This is a genomic window from Zestosphaera sp. (assembly GCA_038843015.1).
GTDB lineage: Archaea > Thermoproteota > Thermoprotei_A > Sulfolobales > NBVN01 > Zestomicrobium.
This window is the reverse complement of record JAWBSH010000001.1, coordinates 220,997-243,453: the sequence shown is the minus strand read 5'-3', so window position 1 is coordinate 243,453 and position 22,457 is coordinate 220,997. Positions and strand designations below refer to the sequence as shown.

At 42.4% G+C, this 22,457-nt stretch carries 26 protein-coding genes; 16 read left to right on the top strand and 10 right to left on the bottom strand.

Annotated elements, in window-relative coordinates:
* Positions 1-60 precede the first annotated feature (60 nt).
* Together QXL29_01465 and amrS are read right to left on the bottom strand one after the other, a co-directional pair.
* Positions 61-879, bottom strand: a complete 819-nt coding sequence (locus QXL29_01465) for an ATP/GTP-binding protein (GenBank protein MEM2283257.1) — start codon at positions 877-879, stop codon at positions 61-63.
* 40 nt (positions 880-919) lie between these two features.
* Positions 920-1,996: an AmmeMemoRadiSam system radical SAM enzyme gene (amrS, locus tag QXL29_01460; GenBank protein MEM2283256.1), complete on the bottom strand. Its 1,077-nt coding sequence runs from the start codon at positions 1,994-1,996 to the stop codon at positions 920-922.
* A 105-nt stretch (positions 1,997-2,101) separates the two neighbouring features.
* Here amrS and prs point away from each other — a divergent pair, with 105 nt between their 5' ends.
* The 4 genes from prs to QXL29_01440 all read left to right on the top strand — a co-directional run bounded on the left by prs (position 2,102) and on the right by QXL29_01440 (position 5,307).
* A complete protein-coding gene (gene prs, locus QXL29_01455) occupies positions 2,102-2,998 on the top strand; it encodes a ribose-phosphate diphosphokinase (GenBank protein ID MEM2283255.1) in 897 nt (298 codons plus the stop codon).
* A 68-nt stretch (positions 2,999-3,066) separates the two neighbouring features.
* Positions 3,067-4,077, top strand: coding sequence for a TRM11 family methyltransferase (locus QXL29_01450; protein ID MEM2283254.1), 1,011 nt, complete (start codon positions 3,067-3,069; stop codon positions 4,075-4,077).
* Entirely contained in the window at positions 4,074-4,940 is an 867-nt protein-coding gene (locus QXL29_01445) for a ribonuclease Z (protein ID MEM2283253.1), read from the top strand. The genes QXL29_01450 and QXL29_01445 overlap by 4 nt, the downstream gene beginning before the upstream one ends.
* Positions 4,941-5,118: 178 nt before the next feature.
* Positions 5,119-5,307, top strand: coding sequence for a hypothetical protein (locus QXL29_01440; GenBank protein MEM2283252.1), 189 nt, complete (start codon positions 5,119-5,121; stop codon positions 5,305-5,307).
* Between the two features lie 28 nt (positions 5,308-5,335).
* On the opposite strand, the gene QXL29_01435 is transcribed toward QXL29_01440, so the two are convergent.
* Positions 5,336-5,716 (bottom strand): DNA-directed RNA polymerase subunit G, encoded by a 381-nt coding sequence (locus QXL29_01435; protein ID MEM2283251.1) that lies wholly within the window; start codon positions 5,714-5,716, stop codon positions 5,336-5,338.
* A 59-nt stretch (positions 5,717-5,775) separates the two neighbouring features.
* On the bottom strand, positions 5,776-6,357 hold the full coding sequence (locus QXL29_01430; GenBank protein MEM2283250.1) for an adenylate kinase family protein: 582 nt from the start codon (positions 6,355-6,357) through the stop codon (positions 5,776-5,778).
* 614 nt (positions 6,358-6,971) lie between these two features.
* On the opposite strand from QXL29_01430, the gene QXL29_01425 reads away from it, so the two are divergent.
* Positions 6,972-7,325 (top strand): hypothetical protein, encoded by a 354-nt coding sequence (locus tag QXL29_01425; GenBank protein ID MEM2283249.1) that lies wholly within the window; start codon positions 6,972-6,974, stop codon positions 7,323-7,325.
* A gap of 4 nt (positions 7,326-7,329) precedes the next feature.
* Here the strand turns inward: QXL29_01425 and QXL29_01420 are convergent, their stop codons facing one another.
* From QXL29_01420 to map, 3 genes are all read right to left on the bottom strand, one after another.
* On the bottom strand, positions 7,330-7,608 hold the full coding sequence (locus QXL29_01420) for a hypothetical protein (protein ID MEM2283248.1): 279 nt from the start codon (positions 7,606-7,608) through the stop codon (positions 7,330-7,332).
* Between the two features lie 10 nt (positions 7,609-7,618).
* Positions 7,619-8,716: a DUF1512 domain-containing protein gene (locus QXL29_01415; GenBank protein ID MEM2283247.1), complete on the bottom strand. Its 1,098-nt coding sequence runs from the start codon at positions 8,714-8,716 to the stop codon at positions 7,619-7,621.
* Between the two features lie 593 nt (positions 8,717-9,309).
* Entirely contained in the window at positions 9,310-10,254 is a 945-nt protein-coding gene (map, locus tag QXL29_01410) for a type II methionyl aminopeptidase (GenBank protein ID MEM2283246.1), read from the bottom strand.
* 110 nt (positions 10,255-10,364) lie between these two features.
* On the opposite strand from map, the gene QXL29_01405 reads away from it, so the two are divergent.
* The 5 genes from QXL29_01405 (at position 10,365) to dph2 (ending at position 13,959) form a co-directional block, all read left to right on the top strand.
* Complete coding sequence (locus QXL29_01405; GenBank protein MEM2283245.1) at positions 10,365-11,072, top strand: metal-dependent hydrolase; 708 nt, start codon at positions 10,365-10,367, stop codon at positions 11,070-11,072.
* Between the two features lie 72 nt (positions 11,073-11,144).
* Positions 11,145-11,369 carry a hypothetical protein gene (locus QXL29_01400; protein ID MEM2283244.1) on the top strand — a complete coding sequence of 75 codons (225 nt, stop codon included), beginning with the start codon at positions 11,145-11,147 and terminating at the stop codon, positions 11,367-11,369.
* 282 nt (positions 11,370-11,651) lie between these two features.
* Positions 11,652-12,359 (top strand): TrmH family RNA methyltransferase, encoded by a 708-nt coding sequence (locus QXL29_01395; protein MEM2283243.1) that lies wholly within the window; start codon positions 11,652-11,654, stop codon positions 12,357-12,359.
* 35 nt (positions 12,360-12,394) lie between these two features.
* On the top strand, positions 12,395-12,946 hold the full coding sequence (locus QXL29_01390) for a 50S ribosomal protein L16 (GenBank protein MEM2283242.1): 552 nt from the start codon (positions 12,395-12,397) through the stop codon (positions 12,944-12,946).
* Entirely contained in the window at positions 12,943-13,959 is a 1,017-nt protein-coding gene (gene dph2 / locus QXL29_01385) for a diphthamide biosynthesis enzyme Dph2 (GenBank protein MEM2283241.1), read from the top strand. The genes QXL29_01390 and dph2 overlap by 4 nt, the downstream gene beginning before the upstream one ends.
* Before the next feature lie 6 nt (positions 13,960-13,965).
* Here the strand turns inward: dph2 and QXL29_01380 are convergent, their stop codons facing one another.
* Positions 13,966-14,661, bottom strand: coding sequence for a DUF2258 domain-containing protein (locus tag QXL29_01380; GenBank protein MEM2283240.1), 696 nt, complete (start codon positions 14,659-14,661; stop codon positions 13,966-13,968).
* A 50-nt stretch (positions 14,662-14,711) separates the two neighbouring features.
* Here QXL29_01380 and QXL29_01375 point away from each other — a divergent pair, with 50 nt between their 5' ends.
* A complete protein-coding gene (locus tag QXL29_01375) occupies positions 14,712-15,620 on the top strand; it encodes a class I SAM-dependent methyltransferase family protein (GenBank protein MEM2283239.1) in 909 nt (302 codons plus the stop codon).
* A 70-nt stretch (positions 15,621-15,690) separates the two neighbouring features.
* Here QXL29_01375 and QXL29_01370 read toward each other — a convergent pair whose 3' ends face one another.
* Entirely contained in the window at positions 15,691-16,857 is a 1,167-nt protein-coding gene (locus tag QXL29_01370; GenBank protein MEM2283238.1) for a PhoH family protein, read from the bottom strand.
* Between the two features lie 37 nt (positions 16,858-16,894).
* Here QXL29_01370 and QXL29_01365 point away from each other — a divergent pair, with 37 nt between their 5' ends.
* Complete coding sequence (locus QXL29_01365) at positions 16,895-17,521, top strand: hypothetical protein (protein MEM2283237.1); 627 nt, start codon at positions 16,895-16,897, stop codon at positions 17,519-17,521.
* 96 nt (positions 17,522-17,617) lie between these two features.
* Here QXL29_01365 and QXL29_01360 read toward each other — a convergent pair whose 3' ends face one another.
* Entirely contained in the window at positions 17,618-18,625 is a 1,008-nt protein-coding gene (locus QXL29_01360; GenBank protein ID MEM2283236.1) for a phosphate uptake regulator PhoU, read from the bottom strand.
* 120 nt (positions 18,626-18,745) lie between these two features.
* Here QXL29_01360 and pstS point away from each other — a divergent pair, with 120 nt between their 5' ends.
* The 4 genes from pstS to QXL29_01340 are packed head-to-tail and all read left to right on the top strand — an operon-like array spanning position 18,746 to position 22,455.
* Positions 18,746-19,906 (top strand): phosphate ABC transporter substrate-binding protein PstS, encoded by a 1,161-nt coding sequence (gene pstS, locus QXL29_01355; GenBank protein ID MEM2283235.1) that lies wholly within the window; start codon positions 18,746-18,748, stop codon positions 19,904-19,906.
* A gap of 14 nt (positions 19,907-19,920) precedes the next feature.
* On the top strand, positions 19,921-20,856 hold the full coding sequence (pstC, locus tag QXL29_01350; protein ID MEM2283234.1) for a phosphate ABC transporter permease subunit PstC: 936 nt from the start codon (positions 19,921-19,923) through the stop codon (positions 20,854-20,856).
* Positions 20,849-21,703, top strand: coding sequence for an ABC transporter permease subunit (locus tag QXL29_01345; protein ID MEM2283233.1), 855 nt, complete (start codon positions 20,849-20,851; stop codon positions 21,701-21,703). Before pstC ends, QXL29_01345 begins: the two co-directional genes overlap by 8 nt.
* A complete protein-coding gene (locus QXL29_01340; protein ID MEM2283232.1) occupies positions 21,700-22,455 on the top strand; it encodes a phosphate ABC transporter ATP-binding protein in 756 nt (251 codons plus the stop codon). Before QXL29_01345 ends, QXL29_01340 begins: the two co-directional genes overlap by 4 nt.
* The last annotated feature ends 2 nt before the right edge of the window (positions 22,456-22,457 follow it).

Sequence of the window (22,457 nt, the reverse complement as noted above, 5' to 3'; positions counted from 1 at the left end):
AAAGCTGTGGTTACATTGAGAACCCACTTGCTTTAAGTGGGTACGCAGTAATTAACCTGATTAGTCGGTGTGTGGGGGCCCCTCACTGTACTCCTCAGTCGCGAAATCTTCACCGCCTATTAGAACTCTCTGAAGTGCTGCGTAAGCGTCCTCAACACCCCACATCTCCTTAGAAGATACTAAGATTACTTCCTTGAAAACTTCTTTAAATATGTCACAGAGAGTCTCACCAACTTCAAGATTTATAAAGAACGCGTCATTACTTGCAGAAACACAGCTATAGTCTTCACTTAGTAGGCGTAGGATGTAGAGCCTGCTACTCAAAGCATCTAAGTCTCTAAACTTCTGCAGGCTCGTTATCAAGTCTACTTTATTTAGTATCAAAACTAGAGGAAGCTCTAACCTATACATAGTTGAGAGAGCTAGTAAGAGAGCTGAGTAGCTAGAGTGTGGGTTGGAAGCCATGTGTGAGTCCAGTATGAAGGCAGTTACAGTCCTGCTATTCTTAACAAGCTCTCTCAGAACTATAGGTCCTAATCTCCTGAAAGCAACTATCTCTAGCTGTCCTGGAAGATCTATAATCACGTAATTACCGCCTGACTCATCAATTTCTTTCCTTAAGTCATTAACGTAATTAATTAGGTAGTCAACGCTCAACACTAACGCGCCGTTAGGTCCTAAACCGTACTTGACCATGAAATCCCGTGTTGTGACGTAGTTTCTTACGTCCACGTCTGGAACGTATGGTAAGACTTCAGAAGCTGGGTCTAGATTAACCTTAACAGCGTTTAGACCATTAAGCTCCATCCACTGAGCTAGCGCTGAAACGAAAGTCGACTTACCTGAGCCTGCGGGTCCAGCAACGATCACGAAATACACGACTACACCCCTCTCAAGATTTAGACCATAATTTTATGATTTAAAACCATAGAGTTCTCTTATGTCTGAGAACACCGACTACGTTTATCGCGTAACCACACTTGGGACACTTATTAGAGTCTGTTAGCCTCCACTCAGTTACGTAGAAGCCGTACCTACGTATTAGGAGCTCCCCGCAATTAGGGCAGTACGTGTTCTCCATCGGGTGTCCGGGAACGTTACCTACGTACACGTACTTTAGGCCCTCGTTCTTAGCTACCTCAGCGAGTTTCTCAAGAGTTTTAATAGGGGTTTCAGGTAAGTGATTCATTTTGTAGTGCGGGTAAAACCTAAGTAAGTGAAACGGTACTTCATCACCTACCGTGTCAACGAGCCTCTTAACTAGCTTCTTAAGGTCCTCAACGCTATCGCCGTACTTAGGCACTACAAGATTAGTTACTTCTATGAAGACTCCTTTCTTCCTCATATAATCGATACTCTCGTAAATCGGCTCGGGGTCGGGAACTCCCATGAACTTCCTGTAGAATTCTTTGTTAGCACTAGCTTTAAAGTCTACAGTAGCAGCGTCAAGAAACTTTGTAAGCTCTTCTAAGGCCTCAGTAGTTATGTAGCCGTTAGTAACCATAGTGTTAAAGAGCTTCTCCTTCTTAGCTAGTGAGGCCACGTCAGTCATGAACTCGTAGAAAATTGTTGGTTCGTTATAAGTGTAGCTGATGCCGTCAGCCCCCTCCCTAACAGCTTCTCTAACTACTTCTTCAGGTGTCATGAAGTCTCCGAAAATGCTGTTTCTTCTAGACTGACTTAAGGTCCAGTTTTGACAAAACATGCACATGAAGTTGCAGCCTGCTGTAGATATAGAAAAGACTAGAGATCCGGGGTGGAAGTGAGTCAACGGCTTCTTCTCTATAGGGTCTAGATTAGCTGCTGTGAGGAGGCCGTAAACTAGAGTATATAGGGTCCCACCAGAATTGTACCTGACGCCGCAAGCACCGTAGCCCCCATCACTTATAGGGCACCTCTTATAACATAAGTCGCAAACCACTTTATTCTCATTTAATCTCCTCCAGTATTTAGCTGTCTTGACCCAAGGCTTACTTAAATCAGGCTTCCTAAACATAAATTCACCTACTCACCCTTAGACATGTTTTCACATCTAATAAGGGTTGAGACATGCTAGAAAGCTTTAGAACTTAATAAGCATTATGTATGTGGGGTGGGTTGAGTGCTAGTACTCTCACTGCCTTCAGACCCGGGCTTAGGACGTGAGCTTGCTCGCCTTCTCAACCTCAGATATTCTGAGGTTATTCATAAGGTCTTCCCAGATGGCGAGTCGTACTTGAGGTTTCCAGAAATTTCTGAAGATAGGGTGATGCTCGTACTCACTTCATACCCTGATCAGAATCGCTCCATACTCGAGTTATTCTTCGCTATAGATTTGCTGTCTTCCAAAAGCATTAAAGAGATATACGCGTTGATGCCGTACCTGGCTTACAGCAGGCAAGACAAAGAATTCTTAAGTTGGGAAATAGTTAGTGGTAGGGCAATCCTTAAAGTGATGAAGAGTATGGGACTTAAGAAACTCCTCATCGTAGACCTACATAGTGAGAAACTTTCGGAAGAATTTAGTGATTTAGTAATTAACATACTGCCTATTAAGACTTTCGGGCAGTATGTGAAGAACAGGGTTGAAGAACCCTACATACTTATAGCACCGGACGTAGGCGCTTCAAAGAGAGTTAAGTTAGTAGCTGAATTCCTTAACAAAGAATACGTAACGATTAAGAAGCTTAGAGATAGAATGACTGGAGAGATCATACACGAGTTGCCTGAAGACCTAGACGTAAAAGGAATCAATGCAGTTATAATTGACGATATAATAAGTACAGGCGGCACAATAGCTAACATCACTAAGTACTTGAGGAGTAGAGGTGCTCGCAGAATCTATGTTTTAGCGTCTCACGGGCTTTTCGTAGGTGATTCGTTAAATAGATTAAGAGCTTCAGGTGTTGATAAAGTCGTGGTGTTAAATACTGTCAACTATCGCTTAACAAGCGACTTAATAGAGTATCTCGACGTGACTAACGAAGTAGCAGACTACATCAAGAAAAACCTGATTTGATAATTGCGTCATCAGCGTTGAGGCACAGCTTAATAAACTTTTTCGCTAATGAAACTCTAGAGGTAAAAATGCTCTACTACGTCTACCTCTCCGGTGAACACAGAGAGTTACCACTCCTAGAGTTAAGAGCGGTGATGGAGGCTGAAAAAGTGGAGTATAGACTTGTAGCGCAGCTAGATCAAGTCGCTATAGTTGAGAGTAGTGAGCCTTTAGAAATCCTATTAGGTAGAGTTGTTTTGAGTAAGTATGCAGGCGTTTTACTAGGTTTTTCTGAGGTTGCTGAAGGAGTGCAGGGTATTAAGAGAGTTCTAAGAGACTCTGACGTGTGCTCGCACGGGGGTTACGACTACGTTAACTTCAGGAGGGTGAAGCAGTACGGTACTCAAATAAGTTATGAAGACGTCTTGAGTACTGTGAATGAGTTATCAAAGAGTTTATGTAAGGGAGGAACCAAGAAGTTAGACATCATAGTTTCGGAGGGGTGTGTCATCATCGGTCTCAGGACGTACGAGAGAGACTTAAGACCTTACAAGACGCGGGAGCCTGCGGAGAGACCTTTTTACGCACCAGGTACTATGACTCCCTACATGGCTAGAGTTTTCGTGAACTTAAGTAGAGCTAGTGTGAGGGAGAAACACGTTGTCTTAGACTCTTTTTGCGGTGCTGGAGGTTTCTTACTAGAAGCGTGTCATATAGGCTTAAGGTATGTTGGTGTAGAAATTGACCCCAGACTAGCTGAGGGTGCTGTCAAGAACTTAACCCATTACGGATGCTTCCCTGAAGTAGTAAGTGGTGATTCTTGCTATATTCCGCTAGACAGGGCTGACGCCATAGCTACTGACCCCCCATATGGACGCATGAGCATGCCTGCCGGTACAGAATTGATTGACTTAATGAAGTGTTTTCTAAGTGAAAGCTATAGAGTGTTGAGGAAGGGCGGTTATTTAGTTTTCGCACAGAGGATAGATATACCTCTTGAGGAAATGATCGTTGATGCCGGGTTTGCTATCATTGAGAGAGTTCCTGACTGGGTTCACGGGTCTTTAACTAGAGACATATTTGTGGTGAAGAAAGAATGAACCCGGTTGTAGTCACGTTCTTAGGTTCTAGAGGCCCTTACCCAGGTAGTGACGACATGCCGTCTGTCTTAGTTAGTTACGGTGGTAAGAACCTGCTCTTAGACGTTAGTGAAGGAACTCAGCACAGGCTGTTAGAAATTGGTAAGAGTGTTGCTTCTGTAAACCCGATCTTGATAACTCACATGCACGGCGATCACGTCTTAGGCTTGATACCTCTTCTCCAGTCAAGGTCTTTAGCAGGCATTACTACGCCAATCTTAGTTGTCGGTCCTGCAGGATTAGGAACTTACCTAATCAAATCTTTCGAGTACCTTTATTTCTATCCGGAATACCAGCTAGTAATTAATGAAATTAGTGAAGGTGAGACGTGCGAGGGTTTTGAAGGTCTTGTAGAGCCTCTTAGAGAATTAACGCGTGACTCCGGAAGTACTGTGAGTATCGTGAGAACTGATTGCTGTAAGAACATTATTGAAGGGCCTTTTAAAATAAAAGCCTTCTGGGTTAAGCACTCAATACCTACTCTAGCTTATCGATTAGACATTTCTGAAGCTGTCAGTATATGCTACGTATCAGACACTATGGCCTCAGAAAATGTTATTAGAATGTGTAGCAAAGTGAAGGTTCTAATACATGACTCCACTTTTAGTAGTGATATGAGTGATAAAGCTCGCGAATACACACACTCAACAGCAACTCAGGCGTCGGAGACAGCTTTGAAATGCGGTGCTGAGATGCTCATACTCTACCATGTATCGCCTAGATACAAGAATACTGAGGTCTTATTAAGTGAGGCTAGGAAGATATTTAGAAATACTTATGTGGCAGAAAAATATATGAAGCTTTACTTAATTCCTAATAAGTAAGTTGCGCTTTCTTATTAACACAAACACCTCATAGCCAGAAAGTAATACTTTAGTATTTCCTGAGATTCTTAGTTTTTAAGTATTATTAAAAATCTTTTTCAAGGCAAGTAATACTTGACCGTATTTAGTGTAGGTATCGTTATTTGCTCATACTACATAGTGTCTAATAGGGGTACTTATGCCAGTCATGTATAAGTGTAGTTCGTGTGGTAAGATTCTCTTCACGTTTAGGTCTGTCGGACAAGATAGTTTTGGTGTGCCAACACCAGACGAACTCTTTAGTAAGATAGGTAATAAGTGTCCTGGATGCGGCAAGTTATTTTCGAAGCCTAGATTAGATAAAATAAGGGTATTGGGTAAAGCGTGAAACTTTGTTAACTAGTTGATAGTCTTGTTCAGGGATGTTTTAGTTTAAAATAGACTTTATCCATTATATTAAAGCATTCATTTATGTTTTCACTTGATTCTATCATTACCATGTAGCCCCACAATGACACGATTAGTTTTTGTTTAGGTGGGGTTGCTTCTATGTTTTTCTTGCTTACTACGTAGCCCCAAGCAACAAAGTCTTTTTTCTCGTCGTATTTGGGTTTCTCTCTACTTAGTGTGTACTCTGTCTTTTCACCTTCAGAAACAACTAGCAATTCCTTGAGTATATCTAGCTCAACTTTACTTCCTTGGCAGTCTAAAGAAAGTATCACAACTCCAGGTATTAGTGATTTACGGATGCTTGTTACCGTGCACTCATCACGTAACAAACCCTCACTTAACTCCACTCAAAGCACCAACAAATATTACTTAGCTAGCCCTTAAAAATGGTCTCAGTAACGTGGGCTTAGTAAGAAGTACTAAGAAGCTTAGTAATGAAGTCTTGCGGCAACTCTTGAGAGAGCCAGTCAACCCATACCTCGCACTTTCTAATGTTGTTAAGTATGCTCAAGATCTCTTCAACTACCTCTCCTACTCCCTTACTAGTCACGTCTATCTCACACACTTTAGATTCTGTGTGCTCATTCACTGCATTGTAGGTGCAAACACCTAAGATTTCAGCCTCTACATTTTCTTTTACTTTCTCTTCACTCCATCCTCTCGAAACTAGTCTTTCGTACAGTATCACCGGATTTAGCCTGAGCACGAAAATAATCTTAACTAACTCATCAGGAATTATCTCGCCATAATGACTATCTATTATGACGTCCGACTTACTCTCACTTAATAATTCAGTAAGTCTCTTAACTAAGCGTTCTTCATCTACTACGAAAGAGCCTCTAGCCTCGTCCACACCAACGTATAGAGATTCCCTCACTACTAAGTCTGACAAATTTAGGTAGCTAAGACCTAGCTTAGACGCGAGTAAGGTCGCAACCAAAGTCTTGCCAACACCAGGAGTTCCGGAGATTACTATAGCCTTACCCACCAAACACACCCGAAGATAGTTATTCTTAAATCTAAAATAGGATTGAGGAGCATATGTCTTAAACGTTCTAAATCAGTGATCATCCATATTCAGAAAACCAAAGTAACCAAGATAATAGGTGCGGGCCTCCTCCATACCCAAATTCTCAACTAGCTCCTTCATTATCCTTTCTTATTCTCCTCTACAATCTTCTAAGTACTTAAACTAGGACTTAGCTAGCTTACGCTCCCTAAACACCACTATAACTATATCGATTCGTTTCTCAACAACCATATCAAATGCCGAGCACTCTCCTAATCTAGCTCTCGGGTGATGTTATCCAGCGTCTACTAGTACTGATGGCGTGCAGACTCTGCCTAACTGACTTCTTCTTAACAGTTCTTTACAACCTAACTGTCCTTATAGAGCCTCATAAATATGGTGTCTTAATAATTAATCATAGCTCATGAGCTTTTCACTAAGAAATCAGTCCCCAGCCTTAAATCATTGTGTCATCGCTTTCAACCTTCATCATCTATGAGGTGTTTTTACTTGAGTATTAATAAGTTTTAGTCTAACTTCATGTCTGAAAGGTTTTTCAGTTTCAGGTCAGGTTATGTTTAGTGGTGGTATGAGTGGCTAAAATGTCTGAGTATGTGGTGGAGGAATTCATTAAGTTAGTTTCTGTATGTAATGAGGACGGCACAGCAGACTTAATAGGTGATTTACCCGCATTACCCTACTGCTTCTCTAGGAGTGAGTGTTTCCAGGTAGGTAATGTAGACGTTTGTTGGTCTGAGTGGATGCGGCTGAGGGACTTTTTAGTTCGTATTGAGGGCTCTGCCGTAGAGGGGGTTCTTAAAGCAATATCATTTCATGTTAAGGGTATTAAGTGTGAAGAAGCTTCTAAAGAGATCTATTACGTGGTGCGTGATTATATACTCAGAGAATGTTCTGCTAGCGATGAGTCTATATTTATGGTGAGGTAGTTGCCTAAGGTTGTGGTGGAGGCTCAAGATATATTGCAGTAATTACCATCTCTCCATCACATCTAGGGCATTTCCCCTCTCTCTTACCTACGTAATCTCCTTTCTCATATGGCTTGCTTGATAGGTAAGCACAGTTAAGACACTTCTTGAGAGTTACTATCTTACCCTTATCTTCCTTCTTCTGTACTGAAGACTCTCTAAGATACGATACTAGCATATATGATGCTAGAAAAACTACTATAGCTATTAAAAGTATGTAGATAGGGTCTAGATTTAGCAGCACTCACACCACCTCATTCTATGCCGAGTGTATTGCCTACACCTACGACTACTACAGTCTCTCCTTCTCTAGTCTTATTAAGTATTATGTTCTTAACCACGTCGGCTGCCTTCACCACCCCCTCGTAGATTTGCTTAGTCATAGTGTTTATAGCTTCTTCATTACTCATCTTAACTACTACCGCATCTAGCGGGACCGAGCACTTAGAAGTTATTCTTTCCATAGCTATTTTTTCAGGTCCTAAATCTCCTATAGCCGCACCAACGCCGTACGCCACATCACCGCTTTTCTCGCTCTCAAGTTTTAAGGCCGCGTCAATAGTTATTACTCTAGAGATCTTGCATTCAAGACTCTCAACAAGTTTCTCAAGTGCTTCACCAGGCCAACCGACCGTTGGTCCCGGGCCTTTAGCTTTTATTACATAGAGTTTCCTACCATTAAAAGACGTCTCATATAAGACAGTCTCGGGAGCTATCTCTGAAGTTGCTGAAACACTGTCTAAGAGCATTCTCGCGGCTAGAGCGCCTGCCCCGTCACCTATGGGCGCGCCTATGCCGAAGGAGTCTATAGCGTCTTTATATGCTTTAGCTAACCTAACTATCTGGTTTATCTGGAGAGCTAGTTGCATCATCATGATCCAGTCATTAAACTTAACACCGAGATTATAGTAGTGCTTCACTACCTTATTTATGTAGGTAAGAACTGAGTTAAGCTCTAGTAGTACCTCGATCTTCTGCCTATCAACTTCAGAGACGTTAGGAACTTGATCTAAGACATACTTCTTAACGGAATCATCACGTGTTCTCAACAAGTGCTTTAACCTCTTTATTATGTCGGTAGGCTCTCTCTCAACAGGAAATATCATGAAGAAGTTGTCAACGTAGTTGTCTATAATAATCTTCGGGTTATTTATGTTCATGTCTTTCAAGTACTTTATTGATTTCCTCCTACCCTCCTCCTCAAACTCTATCAACTCCATAAGCTTCCTTCTCACAACTGAGGAGTATCTAGTAAACTGTATTTTTTGAGGTATGTCTGTGAAGTTAAGTATGAAAGAAGATAATATCAGGATAGCTATCAACATAGAGGTCCAATCCTGAACTCCGTCCATCTGATCCTCACACCCGACTTACTACACTAAACCTAGGTCTTAAAGCATTTATATTTTTATGTCTAATAATGCGGCCATGACTAACTCCGCTATTCGACTGTTCAACGGTTTCTTCATAGGCTGTCGTTAGTCTCAGAAATCACGAACATAGATCTTGGGTCGAGAATAAATGGACACGTAGCGAGCGCCTAGTACAACTGTTTCGGGTTTCGTGAAGGTTTGTAAGGGGTTGATGTAGGTTATTTTATTGTGGGTTGAGCTCGCTCACGATGTGAGTGTGTAGTGAAGACTCGAGTGGGTGGGCACCTAAAGCCAGGATGTGGGGTTTCCCGTAGCCTTGAACCCGAACTATATAAGGGGGAGCTATGGGTCGGAGCTACCCTGAAGGGAATGAAGACCTATGACGCGGGCACCGATGAAAGGCGCCCCGAGGTCTATGAAGCCAAGGGTCGATATCAAACAACATGAAACCCAAACCCCTGCGTAGTCACCTAAGAACGCTAAGAAACCCAAAACATACAAATACATCAACTCAGGAAACATCTCCTCAACTCTAGTTCTAGAGAACGAAGCCCTTAGTTGTGGGGCATTCCTCACCTGTTTAGCTCTGGGTTAGTTGTTACTATGGTTTTATTGCCTAATACTAAGATAGTCTCTTCAAATTGTGCCACGAGATTGCCGCTGACTTCTCTTAAGACAGGGTATGACGTGAGTATAGACTTCCTCGTTAGGTTCTGAAGTAAAGACCTCAGCTTACTCAAATCACTAAATTCTTTCGCTAGCCATCTCTCACACATTGGGAGAGTCTTAAACTTCTCGTAAGCTGTTTTTATTAAAGACATCTCTTCTTCTGTAACCTGCTTGTAATGTCTGAAGCCTGTATTTAGTGCGTATATGTATGTAGAGGACTTGATTTCCTCCACATATCCTTTACCTGAGGTCAAGAAAGGCTCTATAGCGTATGCCTTACCGTTAGATAGCCTGCCTAAAGCCAGCCTAGTAAAGTAGTTAGGTATTATCTCTCCAGTATGTATTAAGTACCTGTCTAGAGAGTGTCCTGTAAGGTTCTTAATCACGTTAAAGCCGTATTTTCTAGCAACGGCTTCTACTACTCTCCCAACCACGTTTATAGGTGTCCCGGAACCTACGGAGGCTAAAGCTTTATGTAGTGCTTCTTCAGTAGCTTCTACTAGCTTAATTGCTTTATCAGAGAAAGTTATAGTGATTGCTGTGTCAGCTATGAATCCACTTACGTGAACACCTATATCTATCTTGACTACCGAGTCTTCAGATATGATTCTAGTGTCTCCAACGTAAGGAGTGTCGTGAGCGGCTATCTCGTTAACCGAGATATTTACTGGGAATGCAGGCTCGCCACCAAGAGACCTTATCAATTCTTCTATTTTCTCAGCTGCATCAAAGAGCTTAGTAGAAGGCTTAATCATTGAAGCGACAGACTTCTTAACTTTATAAGCTATCTCACCAGCTCTTAAGTAAGCCTCTACAGCCTCTTCATCGCTCGTATTTGCCACCCTCATAATATGTTATAGAATAAACATAAAGCTATTAAAGTTGCTTAACGCTCGAGAGCTTGATTCACCAGCAAAAGATATTTTTGTGTGTTGAGTAAGTATTATGGGTGAGTTAAATGTATGATATAAAGATTAAGTGGTTTGGTCACGCAGCTTTCAAGATAGAGATGTTTGGTAAGGTCTTCTTAATAGACCCGTGGATATTGAATCCATTATCTCCCGAAAAGAAATTAAATCAGATATGCGGTGATTACATAGTAGTGACGCACGATCACGGAGACCACGTAGGTAACACTCTAGAGATAATGAAGAACTGTCCTGGCTCTAAAGCAGTAGCCATCTACGAGTTAGCCTCATACATAGCTGAAGAACTGGGTAGCGAGCAGAGAGCTATAGGTGGAAACATAGGAGGTCCTATAGACTTGGGAGGAGGATTCGAGGTAGTGCTGACCCCGGCACTCCACTCTAGCGGTAAGGGGTCTCCAGTAGGGGTTGTGATAAGTAAGTTAGGGAATTCAGTATATCACGCAGGTGACACAGGACTGACTTACGAGATGAAACTCGTTGGTGAATTATACAAGCCGTTAGTAGCACTCTTACCGATAGGAGGTCACTTCACCATGGGTCCTAGAGAAGCTGCGTACGCTACTAACCTCATAAAACCAAAGTATGTCATCCCAATGCACTACGGTACCTTCCCCGTACTTAAGGGCACTCCAGAAGAATTCAGACGTTACTTAATAGAATTTGGTGTTACTACGGAGCTCGTAGTCCTTAAGCCAGGTGAAGAAACTATTATAAAAGCTGAGACCTCCCGCGCCTGACGCAACTGTCGGGTTAGGGAGTTGTTTCTTGTCTGTGGTTTTTAGGTTTTTCAAAGCTTTTAATGTGATTAGGTGTGGGCAAGGACTTCTAAGCCTCTGAAGCTTATGAACGTTTTGGTAACTCTGGGTTTCCGAGACTCGCGGCAGACCGTGAGGAGGGGACTTAAGGAAACCCTAATGAACCACCCTAGGAAAAACTACGAAAACCTAAGACGGGAAACGATATCCGGGGTCGTCCTGAACGCCTCCAGAGGTAATACAAACTCAAGACCAATACAGGAGACTAAAATGAAGTGATGAAACCTACGTAAGAGCTGAACTTCAAATAAGCTTTACAGATTTTAGTGTAAGCTTTACCCGGCTTTCGCTGGGAATGTAGCTCTGAACCTCCTCAGGACCCTTGTCCTCTAGGGCTGGGAGGAAGTCGGATGTCCTAGACTAGACAGGATGCTAAGTCTTTAGTGGATAATTTGGGGTTATATTTCTTCCCTTGCTCTAAATAAGACTTCTGTATTCTTAGGTGTAGCAATAAACTCAGAAGTTTTAAGATATCTAGTACGTGTTTTTATGGGTAGTGTGTTGAATAGACCCGATATTAGGTTGGTAGTGGTTGGTCCTGAAGGAAGAATCAACATGGGTTTCATATTAAGACTTGCTAAGAATTTCGGTATTAATGACATATGCGTAGTTAACCCACAGTTTGACTTAAGCGATTCTGAAGTTAAGGAGTTTGCGGCTAGGGGTGCCGAGCTATTAAGTAACGTGGTTATTAAGTCTAGTATTGAAGAGTGTCTTTCTGACGTGAAGTTATCTATATGTACCACCTCAATAGCTGATCTAGAGTCTGACGTGTTAAGACAGTCAGTGCCTCCTTACCTCTTAAGTTATGTTCTCCCTAAGACGGGTAAGATAGCTTTAGTCTTCGGTAGGGAGAGTGTTGGTCTTAAAAGAGAAGAACTGGATAAGTGCGACTTAGTGTCTACACTAGATACCGGAACTGACTATAACGTACTTAACTTGTCTCACGCGATAGCTATCTACATGTATGAGGTTCTAAGAGCTTCCATGAGAGAATCTTATGAGGCTAATGAATGTGATGAGAACGTGGTAAGAGCTTTGAGGAGAGAGCTAGAAGAATTGAATTCACTCCTTAATGACGAGAAAGGGATTAGGGCGCTAAGGAATGTCTTGTTTAGAGCTAATCCTAGAAATCCTGAGTGCGGAGCTCTTTACAGGGTGTTGAAGAAGATAGTGTTTCAGCTTAAGTCAAGAGACTCACATACTTAAAAACCTTCAACTCAGTAATCTTTAGGTGATAGAGAGTGCCGCTAAGACCTGCTAGATGCTACAAAGACTTGCACAAGCCCCCATACACTAGGAAAGAATACATAGACGGTATACCACAGCCGAAAATAAGTAAGTTCGTTATGGGTAATCCTAACGGGAGTTATGACTTAGTCGTAGAGTTGGTTTCTTTAGAGAATGCAATATTAAGACATAACGGGCTTGAAGCTGCTAGAGTCATGGCACACAAATACTTGAGTAAGTATGTTGGTGAAGACAAGTACTTCTTCATAGTCAGGCAATACCCACACCACGTTCTCAGAGAAAATAAGATGATGGCTTTCGCAGGAGCTGACAGGCTTCAGGACGGCATGCGCAAGGCTTTCGGAAAGCCTGTAGGTGTTGGTGCGAGAGTCTTCTACGGGAGTGTAATAGCTGAAGTCAGGATTTCTGCTAAGAACTTACCTCAAGCTAAGGAAGCGTTAAGACGCTTTAGGGACAAAATAGGTATCAGAACTATGTTACAAGTAAGAGAATTAAAGACTTCTAGTCTCGTTACTTCGAGCAACTCGGTAGAAGCTCAGAAATGAGCTCACTTAATAGGGACTCTTTTCTCGATTACTACTACCTTGACATAAGCGAGCTCTCTAAAGTAGCTAAGGAGAGAAGACCTTCTAGAGTACTACTTCAAGTTCCTGAAGGATTTAAGAACAGATCTTACGAACTGATAGATTACTTACAGAAATTACTGGTTGGGGCAGAAATACACGTAGACGCGAGTCCCTCCTTCGGCTCGTGTCTCCTAGACTTAGGAGTTATTGAGAAATACGACTTAATAATACATTTAGGGCATAAGAGATACCCCTACTGGACACCACCGGACAAAGTAGTCTATATCGACCTACAGTCAAAAACTAGACCTAGCCAAGAAGTCTTAAGTTCTTTAATTAAGAGTCTGAGAGAGCGTAATTATATGAAGCTAGCTGTGTACACAACTGCTCAGCACATAGACTTAACTAGAGAGATTATCGAGCTACTTCGTAGCAACGAATTCGAGGTGGTTAATAAAGATGTTGAGGTAATTTTTGGATGTTGGTTCTCCAGCCTAGATTCAGTAAAAAACTTTGCTGACGCTTTCGTAGTCGTGGCTGGCGGGAAGTTTCACGCGTTAGGTGTAGGCTTAAGACTTGGTGGCAGTAAAGAAGTAATTTCGCTAGACCCTTATGAGAATAATTACAGCTTCTTAAGCAATTACGTCATGAAAGTCCTTAAGTCTAGGCTCGCTAAAGTAATGAGATCCTCAGACGCGATGTCTTGGCTGATAATCTCAGGTAGTGGGGGGCAGTACAGACCCTGGATAATTAACGAGCTCGCAAGACTTATAACTAGTTCTGGAGGTAAATACTACGTAGCTGTGACTTCATATCTTACGAGAGATCTCCTAGTCAACATTGACTCAAGTATTCTGGACGCGATAGTCATTACTTCATGCCCTAGATTACCGATAGAAGACTTCCACGATTACGAAAAACCTGTTTTAACGCCTGGTGAAGCTTTTATGGCGCTAAAAAAAGTTTTTGAACCTTATGTTTTTCCCTGGTAACTGAACCTACTCATACTCTATCTTTACTTCAGGTCTTACCTCACCTAACCTGCTCCTCACGTAACTTATTATTGAGTCTGCTTCGCCAGGCGTTATTGGCTTGCCCTTACTTAGTAAGTCATTAATTGAGGCTTTCAAAGCATCTTCATAAGACCTGCCCTCGAGTGCTATCTTTGTTTTCTCTACTTTAGTAGGTTCGGGCACTAGCAAAACACCGACCTTAATATACAAGAACTCCTCATTTATTGGAATAAGCTCAAGAATCCCTCCTTCTCGTTCTCCAACTTTCAAAGCATAGATCTTGTCTCCGTCACTAGTGTCTCCGACGAACTCTACAGCGTACTCTACTGGCGCGGCCATTATCTTCTCAGCTTCAGGTACTAGCGTCATCAAAACAGCAGTTACTTCTTCGTCAGGCACTCTCCTAAAGACTTCTACTTTCAGCGTATCAAATTTCCAAATTATTTTGCCTTCACTCACCTCGTAATCGATGCTTACTCTCACAGCATCTCCTTTGTTTACTTTAAGTCTATCAACTAGCACTTCAAACAGGAATCTATTGAGCTGAGCTACGTGGAAAGCTACAACCTTATTATCTATCCTCTTCTCTCTAATGTCCTCCGCAAGCTGGGCGAAGACTACTCTCCTGACCTTAGTTGCGTAACCACCAGCAATAACTAGCCCTGTTCTCATAGTAGGCATAAAGTATCACCCAACTATATTATCTTCATTAAAGCATTTAAAATTAAATCATGAGAGCTCAAAATATTTTACTGTGGTCGGGGATGGGCAGAGGCAAGCTACTGAGAAAGATAGCCGAGGAAGTCTTAGGTAAGGAAAAAGCTGAGAAAATATGGGGTAGGATAGAGATAATAGGCGATATAGCGGTAATTAGAAAACCCCCGGAACTCCCTGCTGAGGCTTTCATACCTTTAGGTGAGGAAATCATTAAGAGGCTACCTTACGTTAAGTCAGTCTGGCTAGCAGTAACCTCAGTAAAGACACATTACAGAGTTAGAGAACATGTTTTTCTAGCCGGCGAAAATAGAAGTACTACTACTTACCGAGAACACGGATGTGTTTTCAAGGTAGATATAAACTCTGTCTACGTCTCGCCAGCTCTTAATTACGAACATAAGAGGATAGCCGACCTAGTAAGACCGGGTGAGTTCATAATAAACATGTTTGCAGGAGCTGGTCTCTTCTCTATCATAATAGCTAAGAAAGCAAAGCCAAGAAAGGTTATATCTATCGATATCAACCCTCGAGCCTATGAGTTAATGCGTGAAAACATAGTGTTAAATAGGGTTGAGGACGTCGTTGAAGCTAGGTTAGGAGACGCCGCACAGGTAGTGAAAGAGTTTGTAGGCATGGCTGACAGAGTGCTAATGCCTTTACCTGAGTACTCACGCACGTACCTACCAGACGCGATCCTAGCATTGAAAGAGTGTGGTGTGATTCACGCTTACGATTTTGTAACTGCTGAAGAGAAAGACGAAGCATTACTTAAGGGAGTGGAGATATTCAGCAAAGAACTCGAAAAGCACGGTGTTTATTATGAGTTCTTGCACAAGAGAGTAGTCAGGAGTGTTGGACCGCGATACTATCAGGTAGTCCTTGATATAAGAGTGAGTCAAGGTAAGAGAATGAGTCAAGATTAAAGCAATCGCCACATATCGCTCAAGTGCATCGGATAGTCCTGAAGAATGATCATGTACAGACCTAATACCCTCATGAACTCTGCTTAGATTTCTTAGCTCTCCCCCTGGATTTGGGTCTTGATTCTCTGCTTGAAGTAGTGACTTTAACTCCTATGCCGAACAACTCTTTAGTTATGGCGTCTAAGAATCTTATGTAAGACCCTTTCTGACCCACGAAAGCTCCTAGAACACCCTCCTCTACTTCGATAGATATGTAGGCACCCTTAAAATCAATATCTGTTACTCTCTTCCAAACCCAAGACACAGGATGCACTGCTCTTATTAATTCTGAGATGTCCGTATCTAACTCAACACCTCTTACTCTAGCGTTTAGTTCTTTCTCTATAGAGGTAACCCTCTCACCACCCTTACCAACTAGCCTGCCTAGATGTCCCTTCTTGACTATTATCAGGTAGTTAGGCACGTACTCTGAGGAAATCCCGTAATTACTGGCTAGCCTGCCTATGTCTAGAACTGTTATGACGTCAGAGTCAGGCGATTTTAGCTTAACAACCTCAAGAGCTCTCTGCTCTGACTCAGTGAGTTTCCTAGTTCTGAGTATGTATTCCATGAGCAGCCTCAAACCCATCTTAGCGCCCTCTCTGACTACGTCTTTTATTCCTAGGTCAATCACGAGTGCTCTAGCCTCACCTGCTAAAATCTCTCGTATAACTGATGTTGGGTCTTGATGTTTACTCCTTAAAGCTTGGAATATTGGGTCAGCAGCTACTATCAGCCTGCTATTCTTGCCTACCCTAACGACGGCTTCTATGAGTGATTCCAGCTTCAAGGATTGTGCGTCATCAATAAAAACTATTGCGTTGTCAAACGTTCTGCCCTTTAAGTAGTGGCTGTCTGCGAAGGTTATCTTACCTTCATTTATTAGTTTCTCTATTTCTTCCCAAGTCGTCAAGCCGCTTAAGACGTCTGTTACGTACTGTTTTGAGAGCTCCATAAACAGTGACCCAGACTCGGCCATCGTGATTTCCCTGCCTGTAGTCACGTCTATAACAGGCCTAATCACGATTAACCTCTTATACTTGCCTTCATTTACTGAGCTGAGTCCGTAAGCTAAAGCAAATAAAGACTTACCAACTCCTGTAGGACCGAAAATCCCCACTATAGGGTAAGAATCGTCCTTAAGTGCTTCTTTAAGTCTTTCTTGGCCGGGAGTCATAGCTTCTATTTTCTCTAGCATTTTTCCACACCAGAACTAACTCATATTAGACTCTTAAATAATTTCTACTTGGTGTGCTGGGCTGCCCTTCGTAGACCCTGAAAAGTGGAGAGCACGTAAAGAGAAGTTGAGGAAGCGACTCATAGAAGACTTAGAAATAGGTTACTTAGACGAGGACATATTAGATATTCTCAGAAAACTTTTTGAGTTCGAAGATATATACACAATAAGTTCTTGTAGTGGTAGAATCACATTCATAGACGGAAACCTACCTTGGGAGAGGAAGGATTCGTCCATAGTCTTTAAGAAACATCAGCCAATAAAGCTAGAAGAACTCCTTGAAGTTCTCAACACACCTACACTCAGGAGATTATGGCTAGTTGTAACAGGACCAATAATACATGCGTCAGCGCTAAACATGCGGTCTGCACGAAAATTACTCACAATAGCGAGAGAGTCTGGCATGAAACATTCTGGAATACTGTCTATAAATAAAGAAAAGGGCATAATCGTAGAACTCAAGACAGGAATTCGACTCACACACTTGCTTAAGATAAGTCAACACACGCTACTAAAAGAAAGTGAAGCAGAAGAGATAGTAAGAGTAGCCAATGAATCATTAATTGAAGGTAAAAAAAGATTGAACAAACTTAGAGAATTACTAGGAATTCAGAAATTAGTCTAAGACCGTTGAGCGTGAGCCTCCTTAACGTCTTAGTTGTTTTAAGGTGATTAATTACAAATCCTTAGCACCAAGAAATTGAGTTGGTCATCAGGTTTTCTAGGCTGAACTTGAGACTAGTTTGGCTAGTTCATGCATATCAGCCAGCAACTCTATGAGGTCTCTCAAGTAAGCAGATATCCTCACTAAATGCTCACCCCCGTGCTTAGATATGATGGTGTCGCTAGCCACGCCAGATTCAAGCACTCTTAGTTCCTTAACTAGCTCACCGAGGAAACGCAAGTCTTCTTCTCTAGCTCCATGCTCTACTACTAGGTAGTTAGCTATCTGAGTATACTTGGCTTGCAACGCCTCAACGTAGGTAATCAACTTGCTAGGCGTACCTACCTCACTCTCTATTAGCTTAGCTGTGTCTTCGGCTAGGCTAGATAAGTGGTCAGCTATTCTCTCCAAGAATTTAAGCATCATTGCTAGATATATTGCTTGAGTCATGGTCTTTAATCCTACTGTAGCATAATTGACTCTACCGAGTAATACCTGATTTAATTGTCTTAAGCCATACAAGTAGAGCTTGTCTATAAGGCTGTCTCTAGCTATGATTTCACGAGAGTCTCTAGCTTCTCCCTTCTTCACGGCTTTCTCAAGGTCTGCGAAGGATTTCAGCGTGAGTCTAACGATGTTCTTAACTACTTCTGAGAGTGTGAGCGTAGAGATGTTGGCTAAGCATTGTAGCTCTACGGTATTCTTGTCTTTCTCGATGACTTCTAAGCCTATAGTCCTCTCAATTATCTGCCTGACTAGCTCCTCTAGCTCTGTGGAAGAACAGTCAACACATGTAATGATTATCTTATCATACCCCACCACGTAAGACGCTATTAACTTAATGAAAAATAACTCTACAGAACTCTTGTCGAACTTGAGTTCTTCTTCCAGTAGTGCTTCAGGACGTGCCTCATCACTCAAGTATACCTTGAGTGTTGAGTCAGGCATTACTTCAAGTACTAACTCAGTACCGTGTTGCAGGTTCAAGCTCTTGGCCCACTCTTTAGGTAGAGAAACTATGTAGGTAGACCCCCCGACGACCTGTACTCTCCTTCTATATCTCATTTAGGACCTCCTATATATTCTATTAAAGCAAATATATTTTAATATGTTTTTTATATTCATTATATTTTCTATTCCTAAAGAATATAAAAGTAAACATGGATCATGGCTTGGTGATGACACATGAGTAATAGTACTAGAGCAATTAACAAGATTCTCGTCTTATTGATAATAGCTTTAGTAGCTTCGGCGATCTCGGTGCTCATTTACCTCCAAGCACTTAATCTCTTGCAGACAGGCACTACCGCTACAAGCCCGACTACGACTCCTTCTTGGGGTAGCGTTACTATCTCAGGTGCTGGTGCTTCCTTCCTGGCACCTCAGATGATTGAGTGGTCGCGAATTCTCGCCGAGACTAAAGGTCTGAGAGTAGAGTACCAAAGTGTTGGTAGCGGTGCTGGCAGAGATATGTTCTTCAATAAGGTTGTTCATTTTGCTGGAAGCGACCCACCTCTCTCTAGGAAGCTGTATGAGCAGTACTCAGGAAAAGTTCTGCAACTGCCTGTAGTAGTAGGTTCTGTCGCGATCACGTACAACATCCCTGAGATACCTGATAACAAGAGTATTTGTTTGAGTAGTCACGTTATAGCTTTGATCTATAAGGGTGATATAACGTACTGGGATGACGAGAGGATCTTGAATCTCAATCCAGACTTGAGGGAGGTATTACCTCATAAAGAGATAGTAGCTGTTCACAGATCTGATTCTAGCGGCACTACGGCAGTATTCACTACATACTTAAACAAGGCATCACCAGAGATATGGGTTAGTGAGTTAGTTGGGTTTTCTATTGATTGGCCTGTTGACGCTACAGGTAGAGGCGTTGGAGGGAAAGGGAATGAGGGAGTGACGCAGGTAGTTAAGACAACACCGTATTCAATAGGCTATGTTGAGTTAAGCTATGCCGTAACGCAGAGGCTACGCGTAGCTGCAGTAAGGAACTCGGAGGGAGTGTGCGTCAAGCCAACAAGTCAAACAGTACTCAACGCTGTGAGGAGTTCCGCGACGCGCCTGCCTCAGTCACCATTAGACGACTGGAGTGACGTATTGTTGCAAATGCTTAATCCGCCCGGAGAAGACTCGTACCCGATAGTGTCGTTCTCGTATATATTCGTTTACAAGGCTTACCCTGATAAGGTGGTTGTAGAAGCCTTGAGGGAATTTATTAGGTGGATCAATACTGAAGGACAAGAACATATGGTGCCTGGCTATCTACCAATACCTGAAGAAGTTAGAAGTATAAATCTGAAAGCCCTAGATTTACTCTCAGTAGGCGAGTCTTAATCAGGTGATCAAGGATAGTAACTATTTTATCTAAATCAGACAAACTAGTTTTTTATGCTTTCATCCCGCTGGTAGTTAGTGTCTTAGGTCTTTTCATAGTGATGAGTCTCTTCATTACTTATCAGTCAGCACCTTCTCTCATCCGTTTTGGCGTGGACTTACTATCTTCTACTGTGTGGAGACCGGCAGATGATCCCGAGCTAGAGAAATATGGTTTGTTAGCTCCTGTTGTCGGTTCCCTATATGTTTCCGTGCTAGCCACTTTAATTACTTTCCCGTTATCAGTAACTCTCACGTTTACTATTACTGAGATACTTCATAAGCGTTTACGGGATTTCCTACGAAGTATTGTGGAGATTATGGGGGGTCTGCCCACAGTAGTGTATGGTTTATGGGGCTCCACGGTACTAGCTCCCTACCTGAGAGATTTCATTATGCAGCCTTTATATGATCATCTGGGATTCATACCTATATTTTCTTGTAAGCCTGTATCAGGCTACTCTATACTGACTGCTAGTCTAGTTCTAGCTATTGCTTCAACTCCGTACGTCACGGCACTCCTTATAGAAGGATACAACATGATACCTGTTAAGTACAAGGAAGGAATAATCTGCTTAGGAGCTACTAAATACGAGACTTTTAAGCTACTGTACGGTCTCCTAAAACCTTACGTGATAGCGTCTCTCCTGTTGAGCCTTAGTAGAGCCTTAGGCGAGACGACTATAGTAGCTCTGACCGTAGGGAATGCAATGAAACTTACCTTATGCCTATTCGACTCGACGCACACAATACCTTCCTTAATTGCTAGTCAGTTCGAGAGTGCTAGACTCTACACTTACGCTATGCCGACATTATTCGCTGGGGGACTCCTACTACTCTTGATTAGTTTGGGAGCTAGCTACGTCGGGATCAAGAAGATGTATGATTGGAGGAGTAAGATACATGTCTAGAAGACAAGCTTTAAGAAAATATAAGAGCTACTTAATGCAACTCCTAATGATTTTTATTTCAATTACCGCAGTAACCCCGCTATTCTCGATATTTTACACAGCTGTGAGTAGAGGGGGTAGAACACTACTTGAAGCTGGATTAAGCTTCATTACTGACTTGCCCCCGACACCACTGAGCACTAGGGTAGGTGGTATAGCTCCTGCTCTCGTAGGGTCTTTCCTAGCAACTCTCTTAGCAATAGTCATTTCAGTTCCTGTAGCTTTCTTTATAGCTTTCCTAGTGACTGAGTTTCCTAACACGATCTTCAGCAAGTCTTCTGAGGTATTCATAAGGTCTTTCTCGGGCATACCCTCAATCATAGTTTCTATGTTTGTCTACTCAGCAGTCGTCGTAAGGATGGGCACGCAATCCCTCCTCGCAGGGTCTATCGCGTTATCTATAGTTACTCTACCTTACGCTTACGTATACCTAACGTCTGCTCTAAGGTCGGTGCCTGAAACCATACGTGAGGCTGCTATGTCGTTAGGTATGAACAGGCTCAAGGCCTTGAGATATGTTTACGTGGGTGTCTCTAGAAGATATATACTTACAGGAATCCTGGTATCTTACGTGAGAGCGTTCGGAGATACTGCACCTTTGTTATTCACTATAGGTTTCCTAATGAACTCCGTATTCGCGGGTCTTCTGCAACCAAGCAATGCTCTACCAATTCTTATATTCGTGTATGCTCTCTCACCTTACGAGATCTTTCACAAGGTTGCTTGGGGGGCTACCCTACTCTTAATAATTATCTACTTAGTTCTCTTCCTCGTATCAAGGAGCCTACTTAGAGGTGTTAAGTTATGAGCGCTTATGCTGTAGAGATAAAAAACCTTAAGGTAAGCATTAAGGGCGTTGAGATATTGCGCAGTATAGACATGAAAATACGTAAGAACACCATCTCAGTGATTATGGGGCCTAGCGGTTCAGGCAAGTCAACCCTACTGAGAACTCTGAATAGGTTGACTGACTTCATGGACGGCATTCGAGTAGAGGGCTCGGTGTTCGTGTTAGGACGCGACATCTTCACAGTAGACCCCTACGAACTAAGAAGGAAAGTAGTGCTGGTTTCTCAAGAGCCTAACCCGTTCCCGCACATGACCATATACGACAACGTAGCTCTCCCAGCCAGACTCAACGGCATCGCTAGAAGTAAGCAAGAACTTAATGAGATAGTTAAGTGGGCTTTAGAGAAGGTCATGTTATGGGATGAGGTAAAGAACAGACTTAGAGATTACCCGCACACGCTGAGCGGTGGCCAAAGACAGAGGCTCTGCTTAGCTAGAGCTCTAGCCGCTAAACCTGAAATACTTTTACTTGATGAGCCGACAGCAAACATAGACCCCTCTAACACGTTTAAGATTGAGGAATCGCTGAGGGAACTAAAGGAAGACTTAACGATAGTCATGGTGACGCACATGCCTCATCAAGCTGCGAGAGTAGCTGATCATGTAGCCCTCCTTTACGGGGGCGTAATAGTTGAGGAGGGTCCCGCCAAGGAAGTCTTCATGAATCCAAGAAGCGAGATAACGAATAATTTCTTGAGGGGTGTTATATAGTC